This is a genomic window from Lacunisphaera limnophila (assembly GCF_001746835.1).
Taxonomy (GTDB): domain Bacteria; phylum Verrucomicrobiota; class Verrucomicrobiia; order Opitutales; family Opitutaceae; genus Lacunisphaera; species Lacunisphaera limnophila.
This window is the reverse complement of record NZ_CP016094.1, coordinates 244,598-269,194: the sequence shown is the minus strand read 5'-3', so window position 1 is coordinate 269,194 and position 24,597 is coordinate 244,598. Positions and strand designations below refer to the sequence as shown.

General features: G+C 62.3%; 12 protein-coding genes. 4 read left to right on the top strand and 8 right to left on the bottom strand.

Going from position 1 to position 24,597, the window contains the following annotated elements:
• Positions 1–52: 52 nt before the first annotated feature.
• From Verru16B_RS01185 to Verru16B_RS01170, 4 genes are all read right to left on the bottom strand, one after another.
• The gene (locus Verru16B_RS01185) at positions 53–1,561 is read right to left on the bottom strand and encodes a patatin-like phospholipase family protein (protein ID WP_069960575.1); all 1,509 of its coding nucleotides are present in this window, start codon (positions 1,559–1,561) and stop codon (positions 53–55) included.
• A 240-nt stretch (positions 1,562–1,801) separates the two neighbouring features.
• Positions 1,802–2,530: a subclass B1 metallo-beta-lactamase gene (gene bla / locus Verru16B_RS01180; protein ID WP_069960574.1), complete on the bottom strand. Its 729-nt coding sequence runs from the start codon at positions 2,528–2,530 to the stop codon at positions 1,802–1,804.
• Between the two features lie 79 nt (positions 2,531–2,609).
• Complete coding sequence (locus tag Verru16B_RS01175; protein WP_218918795.1) at positions 2,610–3,824, bottom strand: serine hydrolase domain-containing protein; 1,215 nt, start codon at positions 3,822–3,824, stop codon at positions 2,610–2,612.
• 436 nt (positions 3,825–4,260) lie between these two features.
• Positions 4,261–5,457 carry a DUF3500 domain-containing protein gene (locus Verru16B_RS01170; RefSeq protein ID WP_069960573.1) on the bottom strand — a complete coding sequence of 399 codons (1,197 nt, stop codon included), beginning with the start codon at positions 5,455–5,457 and terminating at the stop codon, positions 4,261–4,263.
• 189 nt (positions 5,458–5,646) lie between these two features.
• Between Verru16B_RS01170 and Verru16B_RS01165 the strand changes: the two genes are divergently transcribed.
• Positions 5,647–7,269: a M20/M25/M40 family metallo-hydrolase gene (locus tag Verru16B_RS01165; RefSeq protein ID WP_069960572.1), complete on the top strand. Its 1,623-nt coding sequence runs from the start codon at positions 5,647–5,649 to the stop codon at positions 7,267–7,269.
• Between the two features lie 404 nt (positions 7,270–7,673).
• Here the strand turns inward: Verru16B_RS01165 and Verru16B_RS01155 are convergent, their stop codons facing one another.
• Complete coding sequence (locus Verru16B_RS01155; protein WP_157772105.1) at positions 7,674–8,330, bottom strand: hypothetical protein; 657 nt, start codon at positions 8,328–8,330, stop codon at positions 7,674–7,676.
• A 635-nt stretch (positions 8,331–8,965) separates the two neighbouring features.
• Here Verru16B_RS01155 and Verru16B_RS17695 point away from each other — a divergent pair.
• The gene (locus Verru16B_RS17695) at positions 8,966–11,887 is read left to right on the top strand and encodes an NACHT domain-containing protein (RefSeq protein ID WP_083270002.1); all 2,922 of its coding nucleotides are present in this window, start codon (positions 8,966–8,968) and stop codon (positions 11,885–11,887) included.
• A 255-nt stretch (positions 11,888–12,142) separates the two neighbouring features.
• Here the strand turns inward: Verru16B_RS17695 and Verru16B_RS01145 are convergent, their stop codons facing one another.
• The 3 genes from Verru16B_RS01145 to Verru16B_RS01135 form a co-directional block, all read right to left on the bottom strand.
• On the bottom strand, positions 12,143–15,562 hold the full coding sequence (locus Verru16B_RS01145; protein WP_083270001.1) for a ribonucleoside-diphosphate reductase subunit alpha: 3,420 nt from the start codon (positions 15,560–15,562) through the stop codon (positions 12,143–12,145).
• Positions 15,563–15,782: 220 nt separating this feature from the next.
• Entirely contained in the window at positions 15,783–16,868 is a 1,086-nt protein-coding gene (locus tag Verru16B_RS01140) for a ribonucleotide-diphosphate reductase subunit beta (RefSeq protein WP_069960568.1), read from the bottom strand.
• 1,350 nt (positions 16,869–18,218) lie between these two features.
• Positions 18,219–21,482 (bottom strand): TonB-dependent receptor, encoded by a 3,264-nt coding sequence (locus tag Verru16B_RS01135; protein ID WP_069960567.1) that lies wholly within the window; start codon positions 21,480–21,482, stop codon positions 18,219–18,221.
• Positions 21,483–21,759: 277 nt separating this feature from the next.
• Between Verru16B_RS01135 and Verru16B_RS01130 the strand changes: the two genes are divergently transcribed.
• Together Verru16B_RS01130 and trhA are read left to right on the top strand one after the other, a co-directional pair.
• Positions 21,760–23,871, top strand: coding sequence for a tetratricopeptide repeat protein (locus Verru16B_RS01130; protein WP_157772104.1), 2,112 nt, complete (start codon positions 21,760–21,762; stop codon positions 23,869–23,871).
• Between the two features lie 53 nt (positions 23,872–23,924).
• The gene (trhA, locus tag Verru16B_RS01125; RefSeq protein ID WP_069960565.1) at positions 23,925–24,563 is read left to right on the top strand and encodes a PAQR family membrane homeostasis protein TrhA; all 639 of its coding nucleotides are present in this window, start codon (positions 23,925–23,927) and stop codon (positions 24,561–24,563) included.
• Positions 24,564–24,597 lie beyond the last annotated feature (34 nt).

The following is a 24,597-nucleotide window of genomic DNA, read 5'->3' as shown; positions in this document are numbered from 1 at the left end:
AGGGTAACCCCGGCGAGGCCTGTCCCTGTTGGTTTCCCGCTTAGGCAGGCTCCTATTTCATGATTTCTGAAGCCGCGAGGTACCCCAAGCCGATATAGGCGATGGCTTGGTCTCCGTAAAAGGATTGATCCTCAGTTCCGTACATGGGGAATTTGAATCTGCGCGCGATGAAGCCGGAGGGAGCATTGGGGCTATTCAGGAAACCGGAGTAGTCCCAGGTCACGGCGGCAAGCCAGCGATCAAGCGGAGGAGCAGGCACGGCAGCGACGCGTTCGGGCTTCCAGTCAGGTTGATTCCAAGTCCAAGGCTTACGCCACACCTCGGGCTGCTGCCCGTTGCTCAGAGCACCCCGAAAATCCTCGAGGTACTGCCGGGCTTCGGTATCGCCCTCGCTCGCGCGCAGCTTGGTCACGATGTCATCGGAAAGCGCCATCTTCACGTAGTATATCGTGCTGATTTTATTCTGGGTGCCCTTGGTCATGACGTCCACTTTGTGGACGGCTTGCTTCAGCACGGCCCTCGCGGCTTCGTTGCTGAATTGTCCCTCGATATAGGCGTCGAGTTCCCGGTTGCTCAGTGCGAGATTCCACTCCGCGAGACGGTTCTTGAGGTTTTGGTAGGCGCCGTAGCGATATTTCGGATCAAACTCGGCATCGAAGATGATAATGTTGGGTACACCCCGGCGAATAAGTGCGATCGCACCCAGGTTCTCTGATTTCCCGCCATCCGTACCGGTTACCTCGGCGGGTGCTTTCCCGTCCGGCATGGTGATGGGTTGTTGCAGGAAGGCGGTAACCGCCGACCCCGAGATTGCAACGGCCCTTCGGAACTGGATCGGCTCATTCACCCAAGGGCGGTAACCAAACTGCTGGTTTCCCACAAAAAGCGGCGTCATCTCCAAAAGGCCGTCCGCCCAGCCGAGTTGTGCCTTTGGCTTGGTTACGGTTGCATTCACCACGAGGTAAGGACTCTGGCCATCCGCCACCGCTGAATGCAGATCGGTGATGGAGGCATCTTTGATGTCCCTTGCTCCATAGGTCCGTTTCAGGCGTTGATCATAGAGATTTACCGCCGCAGCGCCGGGCGAAAACGTTACCGCCCCTTGCGCCAGTGCCCCGACATATTGTGCGTTGGTCACGAAGTTGCTGGTCAGGCTGAGCTCGGCGACGCGGACGTTGAAGTTTTGGTCATCGAGGGAAAACCAGCCGAATTCCTTGGTCTTACTCTCCTCGAGCTGGGCCTGGTTATTCGAGTACAACCAATAGGCGGCGTAGGATCCACCGGAGACGGACGAGATGATCTTAACGTCCTTCAGTCGTCCGGAATCATGCAGGGCCTTCAGCCCACCAATGGCGAACAGGGATGACCGAATGCCGCCGCCGGAAAGCGCCAATCCCCATTCGGGTGAGCCAATCAGTTCTTGTTCGGCCTGCTCCATCTTGACCGGAAAAGTGCCAAGAGCGCGCTCGGTCTTAGGAATGGTATTGCACCCGATCGGCAGCAAAACGAGGGGACCTGCCGCCGCCAGCGTGAGTATTCTGAGAAGTGAGAGCGTTTTCATCGTATGGATAGGAGCAAGGCATGCAGAGGTTGCTGAACGTGATCCATCCTACGGGATAGGAAGTGACCTTGCATGGGAAAAAAAGACCTGAAGTCAGGAGGAGCTCCCTGATTGCCAGCCTCAATCCATACCGTGAGATCAAGCTGTGGGGCTGCATCGGGCGGGCAATTGGGTCAAGTTAGGAGGGCCCCGATTTATCAGATCAAATCTCCGCCGCCTGACCCTTCTCGGGTCCGGGCCTCAGTTGGATTTTGGGTGGAGGGCGGCGGTGGCGAGGGCCTTCGTGTGCTCAAGGAGCTCGGGGCCGCCGGGGTCGCCGTGGCCGGGGAGGACGAGGCGGGCGGCGGGGTAGGCGGCTTGGACGCGGGCGATGGAGGCGGCCCAGTCGGCGACGGAGGCGTCGGAGAGGTTGCCGAGGCCGCCCGACACGGCGCTGCGGACGGCGCAGCCTCCGGCGAGAATCTGGTGGGCGGGCAGCCAGACGACGACGTTGTCGGGGGCGTGGGCCGGGCCGGGGTAGAGGATTTCGAGGGTGCCGCGGGCGAGTTTTTCGCCCGGGGCCAGCTGGTAGAGATCGAAGGCGGGGGTGGGCTCCACTTTGGCCAGGGCGAGGGTTTGCTCGGAGGTCACGATGCGCACGCCGCGCTCGGCGAAGACCTCCCAGCCGCCGAGGCGGTCGTCATGGAAGTGGGTCACGATCAGGCGGGTGACGGGCAACTTCAGTTCGCGGTCGATCCAGGCCAGCAGCGCGCGGGAGGGGGCGGCGCCCCAGGCGGTGTCGATGACGACGATGTGGTCGGCCTCGCGCACGATCAGGCCGTTGGAGGGGACGAGGCCCCAAGTGGCCGTCGTTTGCCACGACGTGTGGAGCCAGACGTCCGGAGCCAGTGGTTTGACCTCGAGCTTCACCTCCTGCGCGGCGGCGTCGGCCAGGAGGACGAGGAGAAGGAGCAGAAACCGGAAGCGCATGCGGCGAGGGAACGCTGGATTGGCCCGTGCTCAATTCAGAATAGCCCCTAGGACACGGGAAGCTGAGCCAAGCTATCTGTCACTTCTCCTGCCGGTCTATGGCGTTCGTCCCGGAGGCTTTGAGGTTCATGCCCAGTTGCCAGAGGTCATCGAAGATCGCGCGGTAGACCTCACCGTCCTCCGGCTGGACGGCGGTGTTGGTGAACAGGATCACGCCGAGTTGTTTGTCGGCATCCGCGAGCATCATCGTGACCAGGCCGGGATCGGCGCCATTGTGGCCGATCCGGGCGAGGGAGTCCTTCGTGGCCCAGAAGATGCCGGAGTTCAGCGCGCCCTCGCCGCTCAGCTTCACATTGTCAGGTGGGTTGGCCGGGTTGTATTGGAACCGGAGCATCTCGTCGACCGAGGCCTGGTCGAGGATGCGGACGCCTTGGTACTCGCCCCCGTTCAGCAGGGCGATGAAGAAGCGGGCCAGCTCTTCCACGGAAGTCCGCAGGCCACCGTCCGGATAGGTGGTCAGGCCGTAGAGTTGGATGGGTACGGCGAGTCCCTGCGCCATGTAGAGGTTCGAGTGGTTGGTCAGGTCGACCTCGGACATCAGCCAGCCCGTATGCGCCATCTTCAGGGGCGCGAAGATGATCCGCTTGGTGTACGCGTTGAATTCTTCCCCGACAGCTCGTTCGACGAGGTAGCCCGCCAGCGCGGCTCCGATGTTCGAGTAATCGCGATGCGTCCCGGGCTTGGTGGACAGGAAATTGTCCGGGGAATGGTGCTTTCCGTCGGGGGCAAAGTAGTCGTGGAGGAATGCCCCGAGGGTCTGCGTGGAATCGCGACCAAAGTGATAAGCGCTGGCGTAGGCGGGGCCCCGGTCGGTGATGCTGGAGGTGTGGGTCGCCAGCTGGCGCAGGGTGATGGGCTCGTTCGGGAAGGAGGGATTGGCCACCTTGAATGGCAGGTAGTGGTTGATGTCCTCGTCGAGGGAGAGCTTGCCGTCCTGCACCGCGCGCATCAGGGCGGCGCCCGTGACAGTCTTGCTGATCGACCCGATGTTCATGATCGTGTCGGAGGTAAACGGCAGGGCCCGCTCCTTGTCCGCGAAGCCATAGCCTCGGGTCCAGACCAGCTGCCGGTTGACGATAATGGCCGCGCCCAGCCCCACGATCCGGGCTGACTGCATCCGGTGCTCGATGGACTGGTCAATCGAAGCCGCGGGACTGACCGGCACCGGTTGGGCCTCGCGAGCGGCTGCGACCGATGCGGAAACGTGGGTCAAGCCGGCCATCGTGACGGCCACGGCTACTCGCCGTAGAAACCCATGAACTCGAATGCTGAGCGGATTGCTTCGGACTCCGGGCAGGGGGTTCAGGGGGCAGGACTCCACCCGGAGTTGCGGTATCCGCTTCGCGATCAAGGTGGGCACTGTTGGCTCGCGCCCTCAAGGCGCAAGCGCGGATCCATGCCCGGGGCCTGATGCCTTAGCGGCCTATCATCGGCAAATCAGTGGGCAGAGGGCGCCCTTCGACTTCGCTCAGGGTGATTTGCTGGGGCAAATCAGAGGACAGAGGTCGGACGGCAGAGGTCGGAGGGGGTTGGCCGCGAAAAGCGCAAGAGGCGCAAAAGGGGGAGGGGAGTAAACCTCGGGCGGGATTTCGCCACGAAGGCACGGAGACACGGAGGATTGAGGACGGGGGCTATATCCGCAGCCTGACCCCTTCAGCCGAACCGCGGGATCAGTGTGGGTGGTTGGCGAGGTGTTGGCGGAGGAGGTCTTTGCCGTAGTCGTTGCCGTTGGGGGTGCGGATGACGACGTGGATGTGGTCGCGGGTGACCTGGCCGGGGGCGTTGATCATCTTGGTGCCGACGGGGACCTGATGGTCGAACTCGATCAGGACGACGGGGGAGTGGATGCGGTAGTAAAACACGGCGTCGTCGCTGGTGCCGCCGATCCAAGCGAAGCGGGTCTCGTCGAGGTGGGCGAGGATCTCGTCCAGGCGCACGCGGGCGTGGCCCTCGGCCTGGTTGTCGATGAAGAGCCGGATGAGGGCGACCAGGTGCTCGCGTTGCGCGGGCGTGAATTGCGTCACGGGCAGGCCGGCGTAGGGGATGACGGCGTTGTCCTTGAAGGCCTCGGCCTGGTTGTTGGTGCGGGTCTTCTGGGCCGAGATCGTGGCGAGGGCGCGCTGCGCGGGGGTGAGCTGCTGCATGAGCGCGAGGGCCAGGTCCTGTTCGGCCTGGAGGATGACGTTGCCGGCGTATTTGCCGGTGGTGGTGCGGACGGGTTCGCCGCCGAGGAAGGCGGGCGACATCACGACCTGGTCGCCGAGGACGAAGGTGTTGATCACGAGGTGGTGGCCATCGATTTGCCAGCCCCAGGGCTGGGTGGGGGAGGGCAGGCCCATCACGGTGAAATAATAGAGGTCCTCGCCGTAGGCCAGGCGGTCGTGGTTGAGCTCGGCGAGGGTCTCGTCGGTGCGGCGGATGGCGTCGGTGAGGGCGAGGCCCTTGGCGCTGAGGGTGGCCTGGAGGAGGGCGCGGGCGGCGGCGCGCTGGGGGTCGGACATGGCGCGGAGGCTGACGCCCTGGCGGACGAAGATGCCGTTGTCCACGTTGCACCAGCGACGCCACTCGGGGGAGTCGGCGCCGAAGACGGTGTGGAGCTTCTGTTCGGGCGTGAGGGTGGCGATGAAGGCCTGGGCGGCGGCCACGAGGGGGGCGGTGGTGACGCCGGTGGGCTTGAGGGTGAAGAGGCCGGGCGGGATCTCGCCGTTGGCCGTGATCCCCTGGAAAGGTTCAGCCACGGCCCGGGCCTCGCGCTCCGCAAACACCGTTTTCGCGTGGAGGGCCGCATCGGAGTAGTCCGTGTTGTCGTCATGGGCCGCGAGGGCCAGGGGCAGGAGCAGGAACAGACCGGCGGGGTGGAAGCGCATGCCCGGAGGGTCAAGCGAGTGCGCCTTGGGGGCGAATCCAAAGTCACCCGACTCACGGATATCAACATCCGCAGCCTGACCCCTTTTGCCGGCCCTTTGGCCCGGACCAGGTGGAATGCGACAAGCCGCTTGCCCCGGGGGCCGCGGTCGATCAGCTTGATCGGAAATCACCAACCCAAGGATAAACGAATGTTTCCCCTGTACGGCCGCCGTGCCGGCTCATGGTCCCGTCTCCTGGTCGTATCGTCAGTTCTGCTGACTTCCTCGCTTTGCGCCGAGGAGCCCAACCTCGATTTCCTGACGCGCCTCCGCCAGGAAGGTTTGCGCCACTCGAAGGTCATGGAAACCTTCGGTGAACTCACCGACCGCATTGGGCCGCGCCTGACCGGCTCGCCCGCAATGCGGCAGGCGAATGAATGGACCCGCGATCAATTCGCCGCCTGGGGCCTGGCCAACGCCCGGCTCGAGCCCTGGGGTCCCTTCGGTGACGGCTGGACCGTGGAGTCGGCCGCCGTGCGGATGACGGTCCCGGATGTCGCCCAGCTCTACGCCATCCCGCGGCCCTGGACCCCCGGCACGGGCGGTCCGGTGCGGGGTCCGGTCGCGTGGGCGGTCATCAAGACCAAGGAGGACATCGAAAAATTCCGGGGCAAGCTGACCGGGAAGATCGTGTTGTTCGGCGACCTGCCGGAGAATCGCGCCGGTCCCAAAAACGCTCAGCTCACTGACCAGGACCTCGACGACCTCTTCCACTACCAGATCCCGAGCGACCGCGACGACGCGCGTGGCGAGGCCCGCAAGCGCCTCGAGTTGGCCGCCGCCCTGCGCGAATTCTGGGTGCAGGAAAAACCTCTCGCCGTCATCTTGCCGAGCCGGGGCACCGACGGCACGATCTTCGTCCAAGCCTCCGGCCAAGCCTACTTGGCGGACAAGCATGACCCGGTGACCACGCTCAGCATGAGCGTGGAGCACTACAGCCGGCTCAAGCGTCTGGTGGACCGGAAGCAGGCCGTCGAACTCGAGCTCACGGTGGCGACCACCTTCCACCCGGACGGCCTCACGCAGCACAACACGCTCGCCGAGATCCCCGGCACGGACCCGGAGCTGAAGGACGAGGTCGTCATGCTTGGCGCGCATCTCGATTCCTGGGTCGGGGCCACCGGGGCCACCGACAACGCCGCCGGTTCGGCCGTCGTGCTGGAGGCCATGCGCATCCTGAAGGCCGCGGGCATCCAACCCCGTCGGACCATCCGGGCCGCGCTCTGGTCGGGCGAGGAGCAAGGCCTGCTCGGCTCCCGGGCCTATGTGGAGCAGCATTTCGCCACCCGCGCCGACCCCAGCGATACCGAAGAACTGAAACTGCCCAAGTTCCTCTGGCGGGATGAGCACCGGGCGGTCACGCTGAAGCCGGAACAGGCGAAGATCAGCGCCTACTACAATCTCGACAACGGCGCCGGCAAGGTGCGCGGCATCTACGCCCAGGAGAACCTGGCGGCGGCGGCCATTTTCGAGAACTGGATCGTGCCCCTGAAGGATCTCGGGGTCACCACGGTCACGCGGCGGAACACCGGCAGCACCGATCACATCCCCTTCGACTCGGCCGGCATCCCCGGCTTCCAGTTCATCCAGGACGATCTGGACTACATGACGCGCACCCACCACTCGAACATGGACACCCCGGAGCACGTCAAGCGCGAGGACCTGATGCAGGCCTCGGTCGTGATGGCCTGGTTTGTCTACAACTCCGCCATGCGCGACGACCTGCTGCCCCGGAAACCGCTGGTCCAGCCGGCCCCGGCCGGAACGAAGTAGCTGCGCCGACGGAGCAAGATCACGGGGTCAGGCTAGGGTACACCCGATTTGACGGACAGTGGCCCCAAACCCCAAGGCCTGACCTCGTCCGCCCCTCTCGCGCTCGGCGAAGACCCTTTTCACGTGGAGCGCCGCGTCGGAGTAGTCCGTGTTGTCGTCATGGGCCGCCAGGGCCAGGGGCAGCAGCAGAAACAGACCGGCGGGGTGGAAGCGCATGACGGGAGGGTCGAGCAACCTCGCCGAGGGGGCGAAGCCAAGTCACCGTACCCTCATATCAACATCCGCAGCCTGACCCCTTTTGCCTGCTCGGATGCCGCTATGCGACAGGAGGGGGACTGATATAGGAGCCTAGCGGGGCAGCAGAAGTCACAAAGGTAAATCATGACCCCTTTTCTAGGTCCCGCTCAGGGTTTCGACGCATCCTGAGCAGCCGACTCGATGTCGTCGGATCCGTCGGACGGATCCGTCCCAGTCGTGTGTCCCAGAGCACGGAGATGCACAGTGCGTTCCCACGCCGGAGCAATGAGCCACACGATCCAGATAAAGAATGTCAGGAGCAAGGTGATCGTCGGGTAAAGGGCGGTACTTAAGAAGCCATCCTTCCCCTCTTTCATGCCGTCGGAGATGAACTTCAGCAACGCGAGGAGGGCTCCGTAAAATATGAAGCCAAAGCGAATGGCCCGAAGTCCCATGACCACCATTCGATCCCAAAACTCAAGTGGCATTGGTTTCGCGAAATAGCGGCGGAAGAAGAAAACCGTGCCGACCGCAGCGCCTGTGTAGATCTGGAGTACCATGATCAGCACAGAATGCCCACGGCTTGCTAGCTGTACCAAGACGGGAAACAGGAACGCGGAAGCTGACAATGCGAGCAGCTGTTGTCGTGCCGAAGTAAAAGCGCCACCGGCGATAATGACTGCGCCAGAACCCACGAGAGTTATCCCATACGAGACGTTGGTGTAGGCATCCACCCAAATTGCTGGACCATCAACGCCGAGCAGCAAGGCCGACCATTGTTTGCCATGGAGATTGAGTAGATTGGCGATGGAGAGCGCAAACAAGAGGCCAATAACCTCCCCAAACTCTAACGGGGACGGCTTATCGTCTTTCCTGAAGTCCTGGAGCTTGGAACGACGCGTATGAGATCTCGCCATATGTGAACGTGTTTAGGTCTACGAGGATCACCGCCGGCGGCACGTGAAGGGAGAAAGCCTGAATCAGCCCGTCAGCGCAACTCCCAAGCTGAGGCCGTTCGGTCGGGGTTCAGCCTAGCCCGTTCAGTGAGGTAAGAGGTAGAGCATGACCCCTTTTGCCGGCCCTTCCAACGAATGACTGGCCTTTGAACGGACGAAAATTGTGCCGGAGCAATCACCTGGCAAGCCACAGCAATGGAGGCCTTGAGGTTGCCCTGTTTTGAGGGGAAGTGGATGCAGTCAGGTTACGACAGTATAGTTTTGCAATGAGTCGCTGTGGTGCACTTTATCGGCGGGTCGCGGGGCCACGCGACGGTGGTGTAACTATCCTCAATATATGGCCTCAATACCGAAGCGTGTCGAAACCCGGCTGGTTACTGACATGAAAAGTTCAACCCCGTCCTGACAACGGCGAGAAGCAAGAACTTCAATGAATCTGCGACCGCACACGTTTTCGTGGCGGTCGCAACTACCGAACCCAAACGCACTAAGCCTTCCATGTAATGATCGATTTCGCGATCCAGCTATTACTCACATTACTAGACCGCCTTTTTGAAGGCTCGCTAGGAGATCGTATTCAAGGGATTTTTGTCCTAGTTGTTGTCGCAGCACTAACAGTAGTGCTGTGCGCATGGATCCTGACAGAAACATGCAAGGGCCTAATGGCCGCCCGCGAGACTGTACGAACTCAGGGCTTTCTCTTCTTGAAATCCGAGCAAGAAAGACTCGATACACGTAGGCGCCGACAGTTCTTTCGCATACTAAAGAGCGATCTCGATAACCTGTCGAAGCAAGAGAACTGGAATGATCAAGCTTTTGCAGATTTGGATGCCGAGGTTCTACTCGAGGGCTCATTCTTTACCTCCATACTTGCCAAATTGTACGATAACCCAAAACGAGGGGTTCGGAGGAGTAAGTCGTTAATGTCAGCTCTAGAGTCTTCGGCTGGAAAGCATTTGTTGCTTTTTGGAGACGCTGGTTGCGGTAAAAGTGTCGCACTTCGACACTTGGCGTCTGAAATGTCGGAAAGAGGATCTAAAGGTGGGGCTCTTGGGCTCCCCGTGCCGTTATATGTGAATCTACGCGAATTCGATTCCGCTCGTTACGATGTTACTTCACCTGAGTCACTACGCGCATTCATTGTAGATAATGTGAGGCGAGGAGACTCTGACACTGCGCAATACATAACGGACCACTGGGTCTCTCTAAGGGACAGTGGTATTTGGTGCCTGCTTTTAGATTCCTTTGATGAAATTCCCGAAATTCTCCACGCATCGAATCATGATGAAATGGTTCGGAAATATGTTACCGGCATTTCGCGCTTCCTAAAGCTTTTTGGTGATTGCCGTGTAGTTATTGCATCCCGCGAATTTAAAGGACCGGAGACACTTGACTGGGATATCGTGAGAATTTTGCCAATGACGTTTTCACGCCAAGAGGCACTTGTTCGAAAATCACTATTAACCAACCTGCAGAGAAAACAAATTTTGCTTCATTTGGCAGAACAGGCGAACAGCGCATTTTATGCCAATCCTCTCTTTCTGAACTTACTGTGTCGCTATGCACGCGATAACAACAACGTGCCCGCGACTGATTTCGATCTGCTTGGGCAACATCTGGCCGGGCTGTCTCGAAGGGACAAAGCCTACCTGAAGCGCAGCTTCAACCTCACACAGCAAGATGTTGTTATTGGCTCGCTTCAATTGGCGGGTTTGTACGCACAGAATCCGAGTCTCTCTTTAGCGCCGACAAGAGAGGAACTGAAAGCAGCAGTTCCAGCAGACATCCTTCTGGGAGCGCGGTTTGATCAAATTCTTGCGGCTCTAGTTGAATGTAAAATACTTCGTTGTGACATTCGGGACGCTCACATGGGAGTCCAGCGCTATGCATTTTCCCATCGGAGGTATCAGGAGGCGCTTTTTGTCCAACTTGTTGTTTCTGGCAAGAGTGGCGTTGGCATAAGAGAACTCGTCAGCGATTCGCGCTGGAGAGAATACCTAGTGGCTCTTTTGCAGGGGCAACAATCGGAAATTCTCGCACCTTACTTTGTGGAAATTAGCGCTCAATTTGAGGGCTCAAGAAAAATGATGGCATCTCATGTGATAAAGCGTAGCGGAATTCCGGGCATTGCTACCAAGTCATGGCAAAAGTCTAAGGTCTATTACTTGCTCTGTATGTTGGAAGAGGGTCTTCGATATCGCAGGAATGAGATTCCTGAGTCCCTTTTGAACGTTATGTACTCATTCCTGCAGGAAATGTGGGATTCTCACGATCTCGTCCATCAGTGGGTTGTCCTGGGATTCGCTCCGCTTTGTCCACCGGACAAATCTTCCATTTGGATGAACAAGGCGATAAACAGCGGCTCGCGTATTCTGCAAAATGAAGTTTACACCCGTGCGTGGCTTTTGGCAGCCGCCGATCCAGGTTACGCTGCATTCGTCCGAGAACGATTCAGCAACCAGATAATTGCTTCTCGTTCGCGCTCAGATGTGCTTCGGGGGGAGGCTCTACTACAGAGAATCGCGCCCGCCATAGAATGCCAAAACGTGTTCAACCGTTCCCGAATTATCAGGATGATTTTCGCTTGGTGCATTGTACCGGTAGAGCTAGAATCCACCGATAGTAAGCTGACTAAGCTGACTTGGATAAGTGGTCTGCTTAGGGCAGTGGGTAATCGCATAGATGTGATTCCATATATTATATTTTATGCGTTTTCTTTTCCGGTAGCGATTGTGCTGCAAATCGACGATCTATCCGGTCCGATCAGTATAGAAATATTCTGCGCGGTTTCCACGGCTCTATTTCTGTTGGCTTTACTTGTTATGTTTTATTTTCGCGATGAGCCGTCACGGCTTGGGCCGCGCGTTATCTGGCAACGTATTCGAAATGCAGCTAGTGCTCCAACGAATCTCGAACATGTCGTTGCTCTCGTATTCTTGGCTATAGTCTTTTTCGTTCCTGGCATGGTTGCCTACGGACTTCTTCGCCTTTTCGAATTCGAAGTCGGTTTTTTTCAGGTCACCGCAATTACGGGAGCAATCTGCACTCTTGGAATTACTAGTTTTCTGACCTGGTCTATCAGGCGAACCGACAAGGCCTCTGAGCAAAAGCTCAAGGATATCTTGAGCAAGGCTAAGCATCAGGCGTTAGTCGCTTTGCTTAACGCTTCCTCAGGTCGTCAACTGCGCAATTGGTGCGATAGCTTGGTGAAAAGCCAACAAATCTCTCAGGATGATTTGCGCGGTCTTTTCGCACTCTGGAGCCAGTTTGATCGTTCGGAACTGCATGCCGAATATAAAAAGTTTCCGTTTTTCAGGACCCTAAAACCAACTCCAGCCTGGATTAGAGCTAAGTACCATTTGCTCGACCACTATGTAGGGTTGGTGAAGCACCTCCGCGATACTGCTCAGATAATCGAAACGTAAGAACATGCTTGGAAGTGAAACAAGCAGGATGCGCTAGTTATTACCTCGTGAGCACGGTTGTCAGCCTTCTCAGTCAGCGGGCTGTAAGCCAGTCTTTGCGGAGCTGATCTGCGACCGGATATCTCGAAGATGCTGAAGCGCCTGCGCCCAAAAAGATAACGTGCTTGGGTTTTCGGTTCATTAGTTGAGCCAAGAAAAAGGCCGCGGTGACTTGCGTCACCAACGGCCCGTAAGTTTTAGAGGATGAAGGTTGGTTTACTGGCAGGCTTCACATTCCTCTCCGTTCTTCATGGCTTCGATCGAGCAGACACGCTTTTCCTCGGCGGAATAGACCTTCTTCGGAGCGGGCCCGCCTTCGCCCGTTGGGCTATGGCGCGGTGCGTCCACTAACGTAGGCGCAGTGGCGGAAGCAGTGAAGGGGGAGGTCGTCAGGGGGGCGTTGGCTGCCATAGTGGCCGCGGCCGCGGTCGCGACGTCTTTGGCGTCGCGGGTGGCGGTTTCGGCTTTGGTTTCGCCGGCGGCGCCGCGGACTTCCTTCTTCACGTTCACCGTGGCTTTCTCGATGGTCGAGGCGCCCAGGCTGCGGAGGTAGTAGGTCGTCTTGAGGCCACCGTGCCAGGCGGAGCGGTACATGTGGGACAGGGTCTTCAGGTCCGGGGTCTTGAGCCAGAGGTTCACGGACTGGGCCTGGTCGATCCACTTCTGGCGGCGGGCGGCGGCGTCGATGACCCACTTGAACTCAACGTCGAAGGCCGTGAGGTAGCGGGCCTTGAGGTCGGCGGGGATCGTCTCGATGTCCTTCAGCTCGCCGTCGAAGTACTTCAGGTGGTCGATCATCTCCTGGTTCCACAGGCCGCGGGCCTTGAGGTCCTTCACGAGGAAGGGGTTCAGGACCACGAACTCGCCGGAGAGGTTCGATTTCACGTACAGGTTCTTGTAGGTGGGCTCGATGCAGGGCGAGGTGTTGGTGATGTTGGAGATCGTGGCCGTGGGGGCGATGGCGAGGACGTTGCTGTTGCGCATGCCCTGTTTGGCGATCTTCTTGCGGAGGGGATCCCAGTTCATGCGGCCGCCGCGGGGAACCTGGATGGGGAGACCGCGCTCCTGCTCGAGGAGGTCGACGGTGTCGGGAGGCAGGAGGCCGCGGTCCCACTTCGAGCCCTTGTAGGTCGAGTAGGCGCCACGCTCGGCGGCGAGGTCGGAGGAGGCTTCGTAGGCGTAGAAGGCGATGGCCTCCATGAACTCGTCGTTGAACTCCACGGCTTCCTGGGAGGCGAAGGCGACGCCCTTCATGTAGAGCGCGTTGGCCAGGCCCATGATGCCCATGCCGATGGGGCGGTGGCGCAGGTTGGAGCGCTTGGCGGCCTCGGTGGGGTAGAAGTTGATGTCGATGACGTTGTCGAGGGCGCGGACGGCGACGCGGATGGTGTCGCGGAGCTTCTCGAGGTCGAGGTGGCCGTCGGGCTTGAGGTGGGAGTCCAGGATGACGGAGCCGAGGTTGCAGACGGCGGTCTCGTCGTTGGAGGTGTTCAGCGTGATCTCGGTGCAGAGATTGGAGCTGTGGATGACGCCGACGTGGTCCTGCGGGGAGCGGACGTTACAGGGATCCTTGAAGGTGATCCAGGGGTGGCCGGTCTCGAAGAGCATCGAGAGCATCTTTTTCCAGAGCTCGAGGGCCTCGATCTTGTGGGCCTGGATTTTGCCTTCCTCGCCCATCTTCTCGTACTTGAGGTAGGCTTCCTCGAACTTCTTGCCGTAGAGGTGGTGGAGGTCGGGGGTCTCGTTGGCGCGGAAGAGGGTCCAGGTGCCGCGGGCCTCCATGCGCTTCATGAAGAGGTCGGGGATCCAGTTGGCCGTGTTCATGTCGTGGGTGCGACGGCGGTCGTCACCCGTGTTGCGGCGGAGCTCGAGGAACTCGAAGATGTCGTTGTGCCAGGTCTCGAGGTAGGCGCAGCCGGAGCCCTTGCGCTTGCCGCCCTGGTTGACGGCGACGAGCTGGTCGTTGTGGAGCTTCAGGAAGGGGATGACGCCCTGGGACTCGCCGTTGGTGCCGGCGATGTGCGCGCCGGTGCCGCGGACGGAGGTCCAGGAGCCGCCGAGGCCGCCGGCCCACTTGGAGAGGTAGGCGTTGTCGGCGATGCCGCGCTGGAAGATGCCCTCGATGGTGTCGTCGACGTAGTAGAGGTAGCAGGACGAGAGCTGGCTGTGGAGGGTGCCGGCGTTGAAGAGGGTCGGGGTGGAGCTGCAGAAGCGGCGGCTCTTGTAGAGGTCGTAGAGGCGGATGGCCCAGTCCTCGCGGGTCTTCTTCTTTTCCTCGAGGAAGAGGCCCATGGCGACGCGCATCCAGAAGAACTGGGGCGTCTCGAGGCGGCGGGAGCGCTTGCCGGTCTTGTCGATGATGAGGTAGCGGTCGTAGAGGGTCTGGATGCCGAGGAAGTCGAACTCGAGGTCGGCGGAGGGGTCGAGGGCGGCGGCGACCTTGGCGAGGTCGTATTCCTTGAGGCGGGAGGAGAGGCGCTTGATCTCGATGCCGCGGTCGATGTATTTGGCGAAGGCCTGCTGGTGGAAGCGCTTGAGGGAGCCGATGCCGTCCTTGACGATGTCCCAGCCGAGGACCTCCTCGTAGATGTAGGTGAGCTGGATGCGGCCGGCGAACTTGGCGAAGTCGGCGTCCTTCTCGATCAGGGTCTTGGCGTTGAGGATGATCGTGTTGTTGAGGTCGCCGAGGGCGATGTTGTCGAAGAGGGCGCGGCGGAGCTCGGCCTCGATCTCGTCGGCGGAGAGGCACAGGTCGAGGCCGATGGAGGCGAACTCGATGCGCTTCTTGAGGTCGGCGCCGTTCCAGAGGTCGGTGGCGCCATCGGGGCGCTGGACGACGATCATGGTGGGCTGGGCGATCGGGGCGACGGGGGCGGCGGCGGCCTCGTCGGCGATGCCGGAGGCGATGCGGGCGGCGGCGCGGTGGGCGCGGTAGAGGATGTAGTCCTCGGCGACCTTGTAGTGGCCGGACTTCATGAGTTCCTCCTGGACCATGTCCTGGACCTCCTCGATGTGGAGGAAGGCCTGCTTCACCTGGCGGGCGCGCTCGCTGATGGCGCGGGCGATGGCGGTGGCGGGGGCGGGGTCCTTCTGGAGGGAGAGGAAGGCCTTGCGGATGGCGATCTCGATCTTGGCCTCGTTCCAGGGGACGACCTGGTTGTTGCGGCGGATGAGGCGGACGGTGACGCCGTGGGTATCGCGGGAGGCGTTGAGCTTGGAGGCGCGCTTGAGCAGGAGGCTCTTGGCGACGTCGTGGGCGTTGTTGTCGACGAGGGTTTTTTCGATGAGCACGTAGAGATCGTGGAGGGAGACGCGGAGGGGGCCGCGCTCGAGGGCTCGCTTGGTGAGGTTGGAGGCGACTTCGCGCGTGACGTCGGCGACGAAGCGCTGGTTCTTTTCGGTGAAGATGTCCTTCTCGCCCTTGGAGAGGAGGAGGTTGGAGAGGGAGCGGCCGACGGTGTCGGCGACCTCGGAGATGTCGAAGCGTTCCTCGCCGTGGGGGCAGAGGACCTGGACCTCGGGGACGGCGACTTCCTCGTCGCGGAGGATGTCGCGCCAGTTGTAGTTGGGCTTCTGGTCCTGGGGGGCGACGGTGAGTTTCTTAAGGGCGAGATCTTGGGCGACGTGATTGCTCATGGCAGGAGGCGGGTCGGGAACGGGGGGCGTGGAAGGAAGGCGGAAAGGGGGAGGACGGAGGGCGGACGGCAGACGGCGGATTACGGAGGACGGACGGCAGACGGCGGATTACGGAGGGCGGACTGCGGACGGCGGACGGCGGACGGTTGAGGGCGGGGTGGAAGAAAGGGGGCGGACGGGGGAGGAAGGCGGGGTTCGGCGACCCCGCCCTACAACGGGATCAAAGTTCGTCGTCGCTGGCGCCGGAGAGGGCGGAGGACTTTTGGTACTCGGTGACGCGGCCTTCGAAGAAGTTCTGTTCCTTCTTGATGTCCATCATCTCGGCGAGCCAGGGGAGGGGGTTCTTGATGCCCGGGTTGAGCGGGGTCAGGCCCACGCCCTCGAGGCGGCGGTCGGCGATGTAGTCGATGTAGGTCAGGAACTCCTCGATGGAGAGGCCGACGGCATTGACGGGGAGGCAGTCGCGGATGAAGTCCTTCTCGAGCTGGATGCCCTCGGCCATGGTCCGGCGGAGCTCTTCCTTGAAGTCGGCGGTCCAGATCTCGCGGTTCTCCTCGATGAGGTCCATGAAGAGATTCCGGAAGAGCTCGATGTGGTTGGACTCGTCGCGGAGGGTGTAGCGGAACATCTGGCCGATGCCCGGGAACTTGTTCTGGCGGTAGAGGGAGAGGACCATGCCGAAGAGGCCGTAGAACTGGGTGCCCTCCATGCACTGGCCGAAGACGAAGATGTTCTTCGCGAGGAGCTGCTTGTTCTTCAGCTGGGTCATGTCGAGGTCGCGGCGGAGGTCCTGGGAGACCTTGTTCACGAACTCGTTCTTGGCGGTGATGGACTTGATGTCCTCGAACATGGCCTCGCACTCGTGCGGGTTGATGCCGAGGGAGGAGATCATGTAGAGGAGCGAATCGGCGTGGATGTTCTCCTCGTGGGCGTGGCGGCCGAGCACGAGCTTGAGCTCGGGGGCGGTGACGATCTCGCGGACGACGTGCTGGATGTTGTCGCCGACGATGCCCTCGGCGGCCGAGAAGTAGCCGATGCCCATGCGGATGATCCAGCGCTCGATGTCGGAGACGGTCTTCGGGTCACGCCACTGCTCGATATCCTTGCCCATCGGGATGTCCTCGGGCTCCCAGTGGTTCGCCTTCATCGTCTTGTACAGATCGTAGGCCCACTGGAACTTGAGGGGGAGGATGTTGAAGTAGGGCACCTGGCGGCCGTTGATGACTTTCTTGGCGGCGAAGGCGGCCTCGGCCTTGTCCTGATCGAGGACGAAATTCTTGGTACCGACGGTGAATGATTTTTGCATGGCAGTAGCCTGAGCGAGAGCGGAAAGACGGAACGATTTTGGGAAAAGCAGTGTGTGTCCCGTGGTCTAGCGACGGCTAAAAAGGGCTGGCGAGATGAACTTGCCAAAACTTCCTAACACGTTGTCGACCACCACAGGATGTGGATGCCCGGAACCTTGACCACAACTAATGGGAATCGCCTCCGGCACCGTCAAATAGAAATCCGGTCAACTTTGCAAATTTCCTGTCACTTTTTTGATGGACAACAAACGGATGGGCGCGTGTTTGCGAAATCACGAAAAAAAATTCGCGCGTCGTCAGGTTTTCCCTCGGAAAACGGGTTCGGGCGGGCGGGCGTGGTGATGGGAAAATATTTTCTTGACGGGAAATATTTTCGAATAAGCGCCGGAATGAGAGGGAAAAAGCCCTTCGACTTTGCTCAGGGTGATTTGCCGGGGGCAAATCAGGGGCGGGGTTGTTTGTTGTTGGTTGTTGGGGGGAGCGCTCGCGGGCGCTAGGGGGCGACTGCAGGCGGGCCCTTCGACTGGGCTCAGGGTGATTTGCGGGGCAAAGCAGAGGATGGGGTTGTTGGTTGTTTGTTGTCGGTTGTTGGGGGCGTGGGGCGAAAACTTACGTTTTTCGCTCCGGGGGAATCGGGGCGGGTAGGCCCCTTCCACGCTCGGGAAAAGGGGCGGGTGGGGGATGATTGGGGGATCGGGGTAAGGCTGGTCTCGCGCAGAGGGGGCAAGGGGGCTGGGGCGCCCTTCGGCTTCGCTCAGGGTGATTTGCTGGGCAAATCAGGGGGCGCCCTTCGACGGGGCTCAGGGTGATTTGCTGGGCAAATCAGAGGGCGGATGGCGGGGGTGTTGTTGGTTGTTTGTTGTTGGTTGTTGGTTGTTGGGGGGCTTGGGGGGAAAAACTGACGTTTTCCGCTACGGGGGTGGTCTGGGCGGGAAGGCCCCCTCCCGAACTCGGAAAAAGAGGCCGAGCGCCCGCGAGCGGGCTGCCCACAGGGGGACGGGCAGTCGGGACCAAGGTCCCTCCCACATGGGGGGGCTCGGGGAGTCGGGGCGTTAAACCCCTCCCGCATTCGAGCGGGACGGAAGCGCCCGCGAGCGGGCTGCCCACATGACTGAGCTTCGGCCTTCGCCGGGGGGGGCGGGCTGACAGGTTGGCGGGAGTCTTTATCCGCCTTCGCCCGGTGGGCTTCAGCCTTCGCCGGGCCTACGGCTGACAGGTCGGCGCGATTCTCTATCCGCCTTCGCTCTGCGAGCTATGGCGCGATTCTTTTTGCCCAGGTTGGGCAAAAAGAAAAAGGCGCCCCGTTTGCACGGGGCGCCTTGAAGGGGACGCGGGTTTAAGCGGATCGCTTAGAACAGCAGCTTGGCGCCGAGCTGGATGCGCCAACGGGACATGCCGTTGTCGACGCGGTAGGTCGCCGGCGTGCTGGTGAACGTCGGGCGGATCTGGCCGGCGGCGTTGTAGCTGGTGGCGTTCGTCAGGGTCAGCGTGCGGAACACGCCGTTAGACAGGTTGGGCGCCAGCTCGTAGTAGCCGAAGGTGCTCTTGTCGATGAAGGCACCGAAGTTGATGAAGTCGAAGAACAGCTGGGCCTTGAAGGAACCGCGGATCGGAATGTCCTGGATGAACTTCAGATCGAGGCGGTTGACCCAGGGCTCGCGGTGCGAGTTCTTCGGGGCGATGCCACCGGCGTACTTGCTGAGGCCGGAGGTGTCGAGGAAGGCGAAGAACGCATCGCGCTGGGCGGTGGTCATGCCGGAGAAGTCGAAGCGGCCGTCGCTGGCGTCGGTGGGGACGGCCACGCGGTCGTTGAAGCTCACGCCGTCACCGTTGAGGTCGCCGCCGAAGACCCAGCTGACCGGGTTGCCGGAGCGGCCCTCGTAGGCGAGGGAGGCGGTGGTCTTGTAGCTCTTCACGAACTCAAACTGACGGATCAGGTTGAGCTGGACGCGATCGCGGATCTCGAAGTCCGAGGTGCCTTCCTCGACCGTGTTCTGGTTGAACACGGCGTTGCGGAACCACTGGCCGCCGGCGGTCGTCTGACCGACGGACTGGGCCTCGGTGGAGCGGCCGCGGGTGTAGGAGATGTCGAAGCCCCACTTGTTTTTCAGGGGACGGCTCCACATGACGGTGGCGTAGGTGGACTCGCCGACGTCGGTGTTGCTCACGCGGATGAGGGCGGTGTAGCCGGAGAACTTGGCGTTGGCGGCGGTGCCGGGGTTGCCGGAGAAGCGCTGGCGGCCGTCGGCGCCCGTGATGGAGGGGTGCGCCTTGAGGTTCTCGTTGGTGACGAAGATGGCCTGGTCGACGATGCTGTGGACGATCTCGGCGGTGAAGACGGTGTCGAGGAACGAGATCTTGCGCTCGAAGGCGAGGTTGGCGCGCCAGGACTGGGGCAGCTCGACCTCGTCATCGACCCAGTTGACCTCGCGGCGGATCGCCGGGTTGTCGACGTAGGTGCCGATCGGGTTGGCCGGATCGAACTGGGCGAGGTAGGCGGTGAGGGAGGTCGGGAGCTGGCCCTGAGCGGAGTCGAGGGAGCCGCTGCCGACGCCGGTCTGGCCGTAGGAGTTCGAGAAGATCACCCACGGGGCGCGGCCGAAGAAGTGGCCGATGCCGCCGCGGATCTGGGTGGTGCGATCGTCATCCAGCGCCAGGTTGAAGCCGAGGCGGGGCGAGATGCTGGAGGTGCCGTCGGGCGTGCCGTCGTTGCGGAAGCCGGTGGCGGACTGGAAGGCCGGGTTCAGCTCCGGGGTGGAGCTCTCGACGAACTCGTAGCGCAGGCCGCCGGTGACGGTCAGGCGGGAGTTCACGTCCCAGCGGGCCTGGCCGAAGATGCCGGTGGTGGCGAGGTCGGAGACATCGGCCACGTTGCGGACGTTCGGGTCATAGACGTTGCGCGTGATGCGGGCCGGGGTGCCGGCCAGGAAGTTGGCCAGGGAGGAGAAGTGGACCATGCCGTAGGAGCCCTGGCGGAACAGATTGTAGAAGTCGGTCTGTTCGCGCTCGATGCCGCCGGTGAAGACGACGTCCTTCCAGAAGTAGTCGCCGATGGCGGCCATCTGCTCGCTCTCGACGCCGATCACGTTGCCCTGGCGGAACTGCTCGGTGCCGACCACATAGGTGCCGGTGGTGGGGGTGCCGTTGGTGAGGACGCCGGGGACGCCGTTGATCTGGATGGCCGGGCCGACGGTGTTAACGGGCGTGAGCTGGTCCTGGGTGGTGGTGGAATAGCGGATCTCGGTCTTGAAGCTCGGGGTCCACTGGCTGTTCACCTGGCCGGCGATGGTCTTCTCCTTGCGGGTCTGCGAGTAGAAGTGGCCGTCCGGGGTGTTGATCAGGCCGCCGGTGGGGCTGGAGCCCGCGCCGTTGAGGTTGATCGTGCCGCTGGCGTAGACGCCGAACTGCGGGATCTCGCCCTCGGTGGTGGTGTAGCGGAGGGTGGCGCGGTGGTCCTGGTTGATCTGCCAGTCGAGCTTGGCGGAGATCTTCTCGTCCTCGGCGACGTTGGAAGTCTGCTCGGTGACGGTGGAGCCCCAGTCGATGTCCTTGCCGGCGGCGGTGGAGAACTCGTCGAGCTTGGCGAGGATCTGGGCCTCATTGGCGGGGTTTTCGAAGATGGCGTCGCGGCCGGCGCTGACGCTCTCGAACTTCTCGTAGTTCACGAAGAAGAAGAGCTTGTTCTTGATGATGGGGCCGCCGAGGGTGGCGCCATAGGTCTGGCGCTCGAGCTTCGGGAGGACGGACACGCCGCGCTCAACCAGGTCGCGGGGGTTGTCGCCCTGCAGCTGGAGACCGGCGAAATCATCGCCGCGGAAGTAGTAATAGACGGAGCCCTTGAAGGTGTTCGTGCCGGACTTGGTCACGGCGTTGATGGAGGCGCCGGTGAAGCCCGCCTGGCGGACGTCGTAGGGGGAGATGGCGACGGCTAGCTGCTCGATGGTGTCGAGGGACAGCGGGTTGAAGAAGGAGGCGAGACCGGTGGCGTTGAGGCCGAAGGTGTCGTTGATGCGGGAACCGTCGATCTGGATGGAGTTGTAACGGTTGTTCTGGCCGACGGCGGTGATCTGGGACTCTTCACGGTCGCCGAAGGTGTCGCGGAGGGTGACGAGCGGGGAGGCGCTGATCATGTCGGCGAGGGAGCGCTCGGAAGTCGGCTTGGCGCCGATCTGGTCGCTGGAGATGGTGAGGCCGGAACCGGTGGCCGAGCCGTCGAGGTCGGTGCGGGCGCCGCCGACGGTGAATTTCTCGAGCTGGATGACGTCGGACTTGAGCGTCAGGCCGACTTCGACGTCGGTGCCGAGGACGGAATAGACGTCCTCGAGGCGGGCGTCATTGAAGCCGGTGGAGCTGGCCGAGATGGTGTAGGGACCGCCGACCGGGAGGCCGCGGAAGTTGTAGCGGCCGGCCGCGGTGCTGACGGCGGTGAAGGTCGCGTTCGTCGGGGTGTAGACGGCGGTGACGTTGGCGCCGGCGATCGGGGCGCCATCGGCGCCACGGACGGTGCCGGTGAGGCCCGATGACGTGATTTGGGCCCAGGTGGTGGGCGCGAGCGTCAGGGCGAGAGCCGTGACCACGGAGAGTACGAACGATTTGATGAACGGTTTGTGCATGGTGTGATGCAGTGGATGTTATTACGTGCGCCGGGTTGAGCCCGGGTTTCAGGTTTTGCGAGCGAACGCAGCGCCCGTGTCATAGTCAAGCTCGCACCCCCCTCCGATTGTTCACAACCGAAGGAAGTTGCAGGACTGTAACCAAGGACAATTAGACCCCGGGTCGGAAGCAGGATGACTGCCATGGGCGGAGGTGATTTCCGCGATCCGGAAATGGTTGAACTCCCCGGCAGAAAACTGTTTCCACAGTTCGTAAACCGTCATCCCCTCAGCACCTGTGAAAGCGAATCCTCCGACCCGGCTCCCCGGACGCGGCCCGGCTTGGGTGGCGGGATGCGGCCTGCTCCTGTTGCTGGCGGTTTCGTATCATAATAGCCTGCGCGGGCCGTTTGTCTTGGATGATGGTCCGGCGATCGTGCACAACCCGAGCATCCGGCAGTTGTGGCCGTTGAGCGGGGTGATTTTTCCGCACTTGGAGGACGGGGGCGTCACCGTGAGCGGGCGTCCGCTCGTCAACCTGAGCCTGGCGGTGAACCATGCGCTGGGGGGTGAGGCGGTCATCGGGTATCATCTCTTCAACCTGGCGGTCCATGGCCTGGCGGGGTTGGTGTTGTTCGGGATCGTGCGGCGGACGCTGGTGGGGCGGCCGGGCGGGGAGGGCGGCAATCCCACGGGCGGGGTCGCCCGCGCTCCAGGGGGGAGCAAACTCTTGCCCGAGCATGCGTGGGGGGTGGCGTTTTTCGTGGCGGCGATCTGGCTGGTGCACCCGCTGCAAACAGCGGCGGTGACCTACATCGTGCAGCGGGCAGAGGCGATGATGGGGCTGTGTTACCTGCTGGCGCTTTATGGGTTCATCCGGGCGGTGGAGAAACTTGAGACGGGCAACCGGAAGCCGGAGACGGGCGGGCGGCGGAACTGGCTGCTGCTGTCGGTCGGGGCCTGCCTGGCGGGCATGGCGTGCAAGGAGGTGATGGTGACGGCGCCGTTGATGATTTTGCTCTATGACCGGACCTTTGTGGCCGGCGGATTCCGCGCGGCGTGGCAGCGGCGCTGGCGGTATTACCTGGGTTTGGGCGGGACCTGGCTGGTGCTGGCGGCGTTGGTGGCGGGCACGGCGGGCCGGGGTGGCACCGCGGGATTTGGCATCGAGGTGTCGCCGTGGGAATACGCGCTGACCCAGTGCCAGGCGATCGTCCATTACCTGCGCCTGGTGGTCTGGCCGCACCCGCTGGTCTTTGACTATGGCATCGCGACGGTCGAAAGCCTGGGGGCGGTGTGGGGGCAGGCGTTGTTTTTGGTCGGCTTGCTGGGCGTCACAATCTTCGCGCTGTGGCGCCGGCCGGTCCTGGGGTTTATCGGCGCGTGGTTTTTTGCGCTGCTGGCGCCGAGTTCGAGCATCGTGCCGGTGGTCACGCAGACGATGGCCGAGCACCGGATGTACCTGGCGCTGGTCGCGCCGGTGCTGGTGGTGGCCGGTGGCTTGGTGGCCGCGCTCGGGCGGCGGGCGTGGCCCGTGCTGGGGTTGCTGGCCGGGTTGGCCGGCGGGGTGACCTACGCCCGCAATGCCGATTATGCGACCGCGGAGGGGCTGTGGGCCGACACCGTGGCGAAGCGTCCCGCGAATGCGCGGGCGCACCACAATCTCGGTCTGGCCGAGCAGGCCCGCGGGCGCTTGGACGAGGCGGAGCGGCACCTGCGCGCGGCGATCGCGCTGGCTCCGGGCTCGCCGGAGCCGCTGTACAACCTGGCGCTGGTCCTCACGCGGCAGGAGCGACGGGACGAGGCCATCGCCACCTACCGCGAGGCGCTGCGGGTCGGGCCGGACCATGCGGCCACGCACAACAACCTGGCGAACCTGCTGCGGGCCGCGGGCCAGGCGGAGGAAGCGGGGCGGCTTTACGCGGAGGCGGTGCGCCTGCAGCCGGGGTTTGCCGGCGCGCGCAACAGCTATGGCAACTGGCTGATCGACGCGAACCGTCCGGCCGAGGCGCTGGTGCAGCTGGAGGAGGCGATCCGGCTCCAGCCCGAGGCGGCGGAGATGCAGTTCAACGCCGGCAACGCCTGTGCCGCGCTCGGGCGGATCGAGGCGGCGGCGGACCACTATCGGGCGGCGATCCGGCTCGAGCCGGGGCATGCCGAGGCGCGGAACAACCTGGGCAATGTGCTGCTGGAGGCCGACCGGCCGGGGGAGGCGATGGAGCAATTCGCCGAGGCAGTGCGGTTGCAGCCGGCGTATTTTGAACCGCGGCGCACGCTGGCCCTGCTGCTGTTGATGCACCTGAACCGGCCGGCGGAGGCGCGCCCCCACCTGGAAGTGCTGGCGGGGCTGCGGCCGGGCGACCGCGAGATCGCGGAGGCGCTGGCCCGGGCGCGCGCGGCGCGACCTTAACGGGGCGCGCCTTTCGCCTCGCGCGGGGGCGGTGGATTTCGCAAGGTGGAGGCATGTCTGATGTCTCCACCCCGCGGTACGAGGAATTGGCCAACCGGCTCACGCATGGCGTGGGGGCGGCGCTGGGGGTGGTGGGCCTGGTGCTGATGGTGGTGGCCTCGAGCCAGCAAGGCACGGCGTGGCACGTGGTGAGCACGGCGATCTTCGGCGCCACGCTCGTGATGCTCTACACGGCCTCCACCCTGTACCACAGTTTTGCCGACGAAAAGAAGCAGCTCCTGCTGCGGAAATTCGACCATGCGGCGATTTTTCTGCTGATCGCGGGCACGTACACGCCGTTCGTGCTGGTCACGCTCCGCGGCCCGTGGGGCTGGAGCCTGTTCGGCGTGGTGTGGGGGCTCGCGGTGGTGGGCGTCACGCTGAAGTTCTGGTTTGCCGGTCGTTTCCGCGTGGCCTCGACGCTGATCTACATCGCGATGGGTTGGCTGGTGATGATCGCGATCAAGCCGCTGATGGCGGCGCTGCCGGCGGGCGGGTTGCAGCTGCTGGTAGCGGGCGGGCTCTGCTACACGGGCGGCGCGGTGTTTTATCTGTGGCGCAGCCTGCCCTATCATCATGCGATCTGGCACCTGTTTGTGCTGGGCGGGAGTGTCTGCCATTGGGCGGCGGTGTATTTTTATGTGGTGCCGTGAGGGGGGAGAAGAAGGAAGAATTAAGAAGGAAGAA

What these genes read in the sequence shown, in the direction of transcription:
- bla (WP_069960574.1), bottom strand. Translation starts at nt 2,530, where the DNA reads ATGCGCTTCCGGTTTCTGCTCCTTCTCCTCGTCCTCCTGGCCGACGCC.
- Verru16B_RS17695 (WP_083270002.1), top strand. Translation starts at nt 8,966, where the DNA reads ATGATCGATTTCGCGATCCAGCTATTACTCACATTACTAGACCGCCTT.
- trhA (WP_069960565.1), top strand. Translation starts at nt 23,925, where the DNA reads ATGTCTGATGTCTCCACCCCGCGGTACGAGGAATTGGCCAACCGGCTC.
- Verru16B_RS01185 (WP_069960575.1), bottom strand. Translation starts at nt 1,561, where the DNA reads ATGAAAACGCTCTCACTTCTCAGAATACTCACGCTGGCGGCGGCAGGT.
- Verru16B_RS01170 (WP_069960573.1), bottom strand. Translation starts at nt 5,457, where the DNA reads ATGCGCTTCCACCCCGCCGGTCTGTTCCTGCTCCTGCCCCTGGCCCTC.
- Verru16B_RS01135 (WP_069960567.1), bottom strand. Translation starts at nt 21,482, where the DNA reads ATGCACAAACCGTTCATCAAATCGTTCGTACTCTCCGTGGTCACGGCT.
- Verru16B_RS01140 (WP_069960568.1), bottom strand. Translation starts at nt 16,868, where the DNA reads ATGCAAAAATCATTCACCGTCGGTACCAAGAATTTCGTCCTCGATCAG.
- Verru16B_RS01145 (WP_083270001.1), bottom strand. Translation starts at nt 15,562, where the DNA reads ATGAGCAATCACGTCGCCCAAGATCTCGCCCTTAAGAAACTCACCGTC.
- Verru16B_RS01165 (WP_069960572.1), top strand. Translation starts at nt 5,647, where the DNA reads ATGTTTCCCCTGTACGGCCGCCGTGCCGGCTCATGGTCCCGTCTCCTG.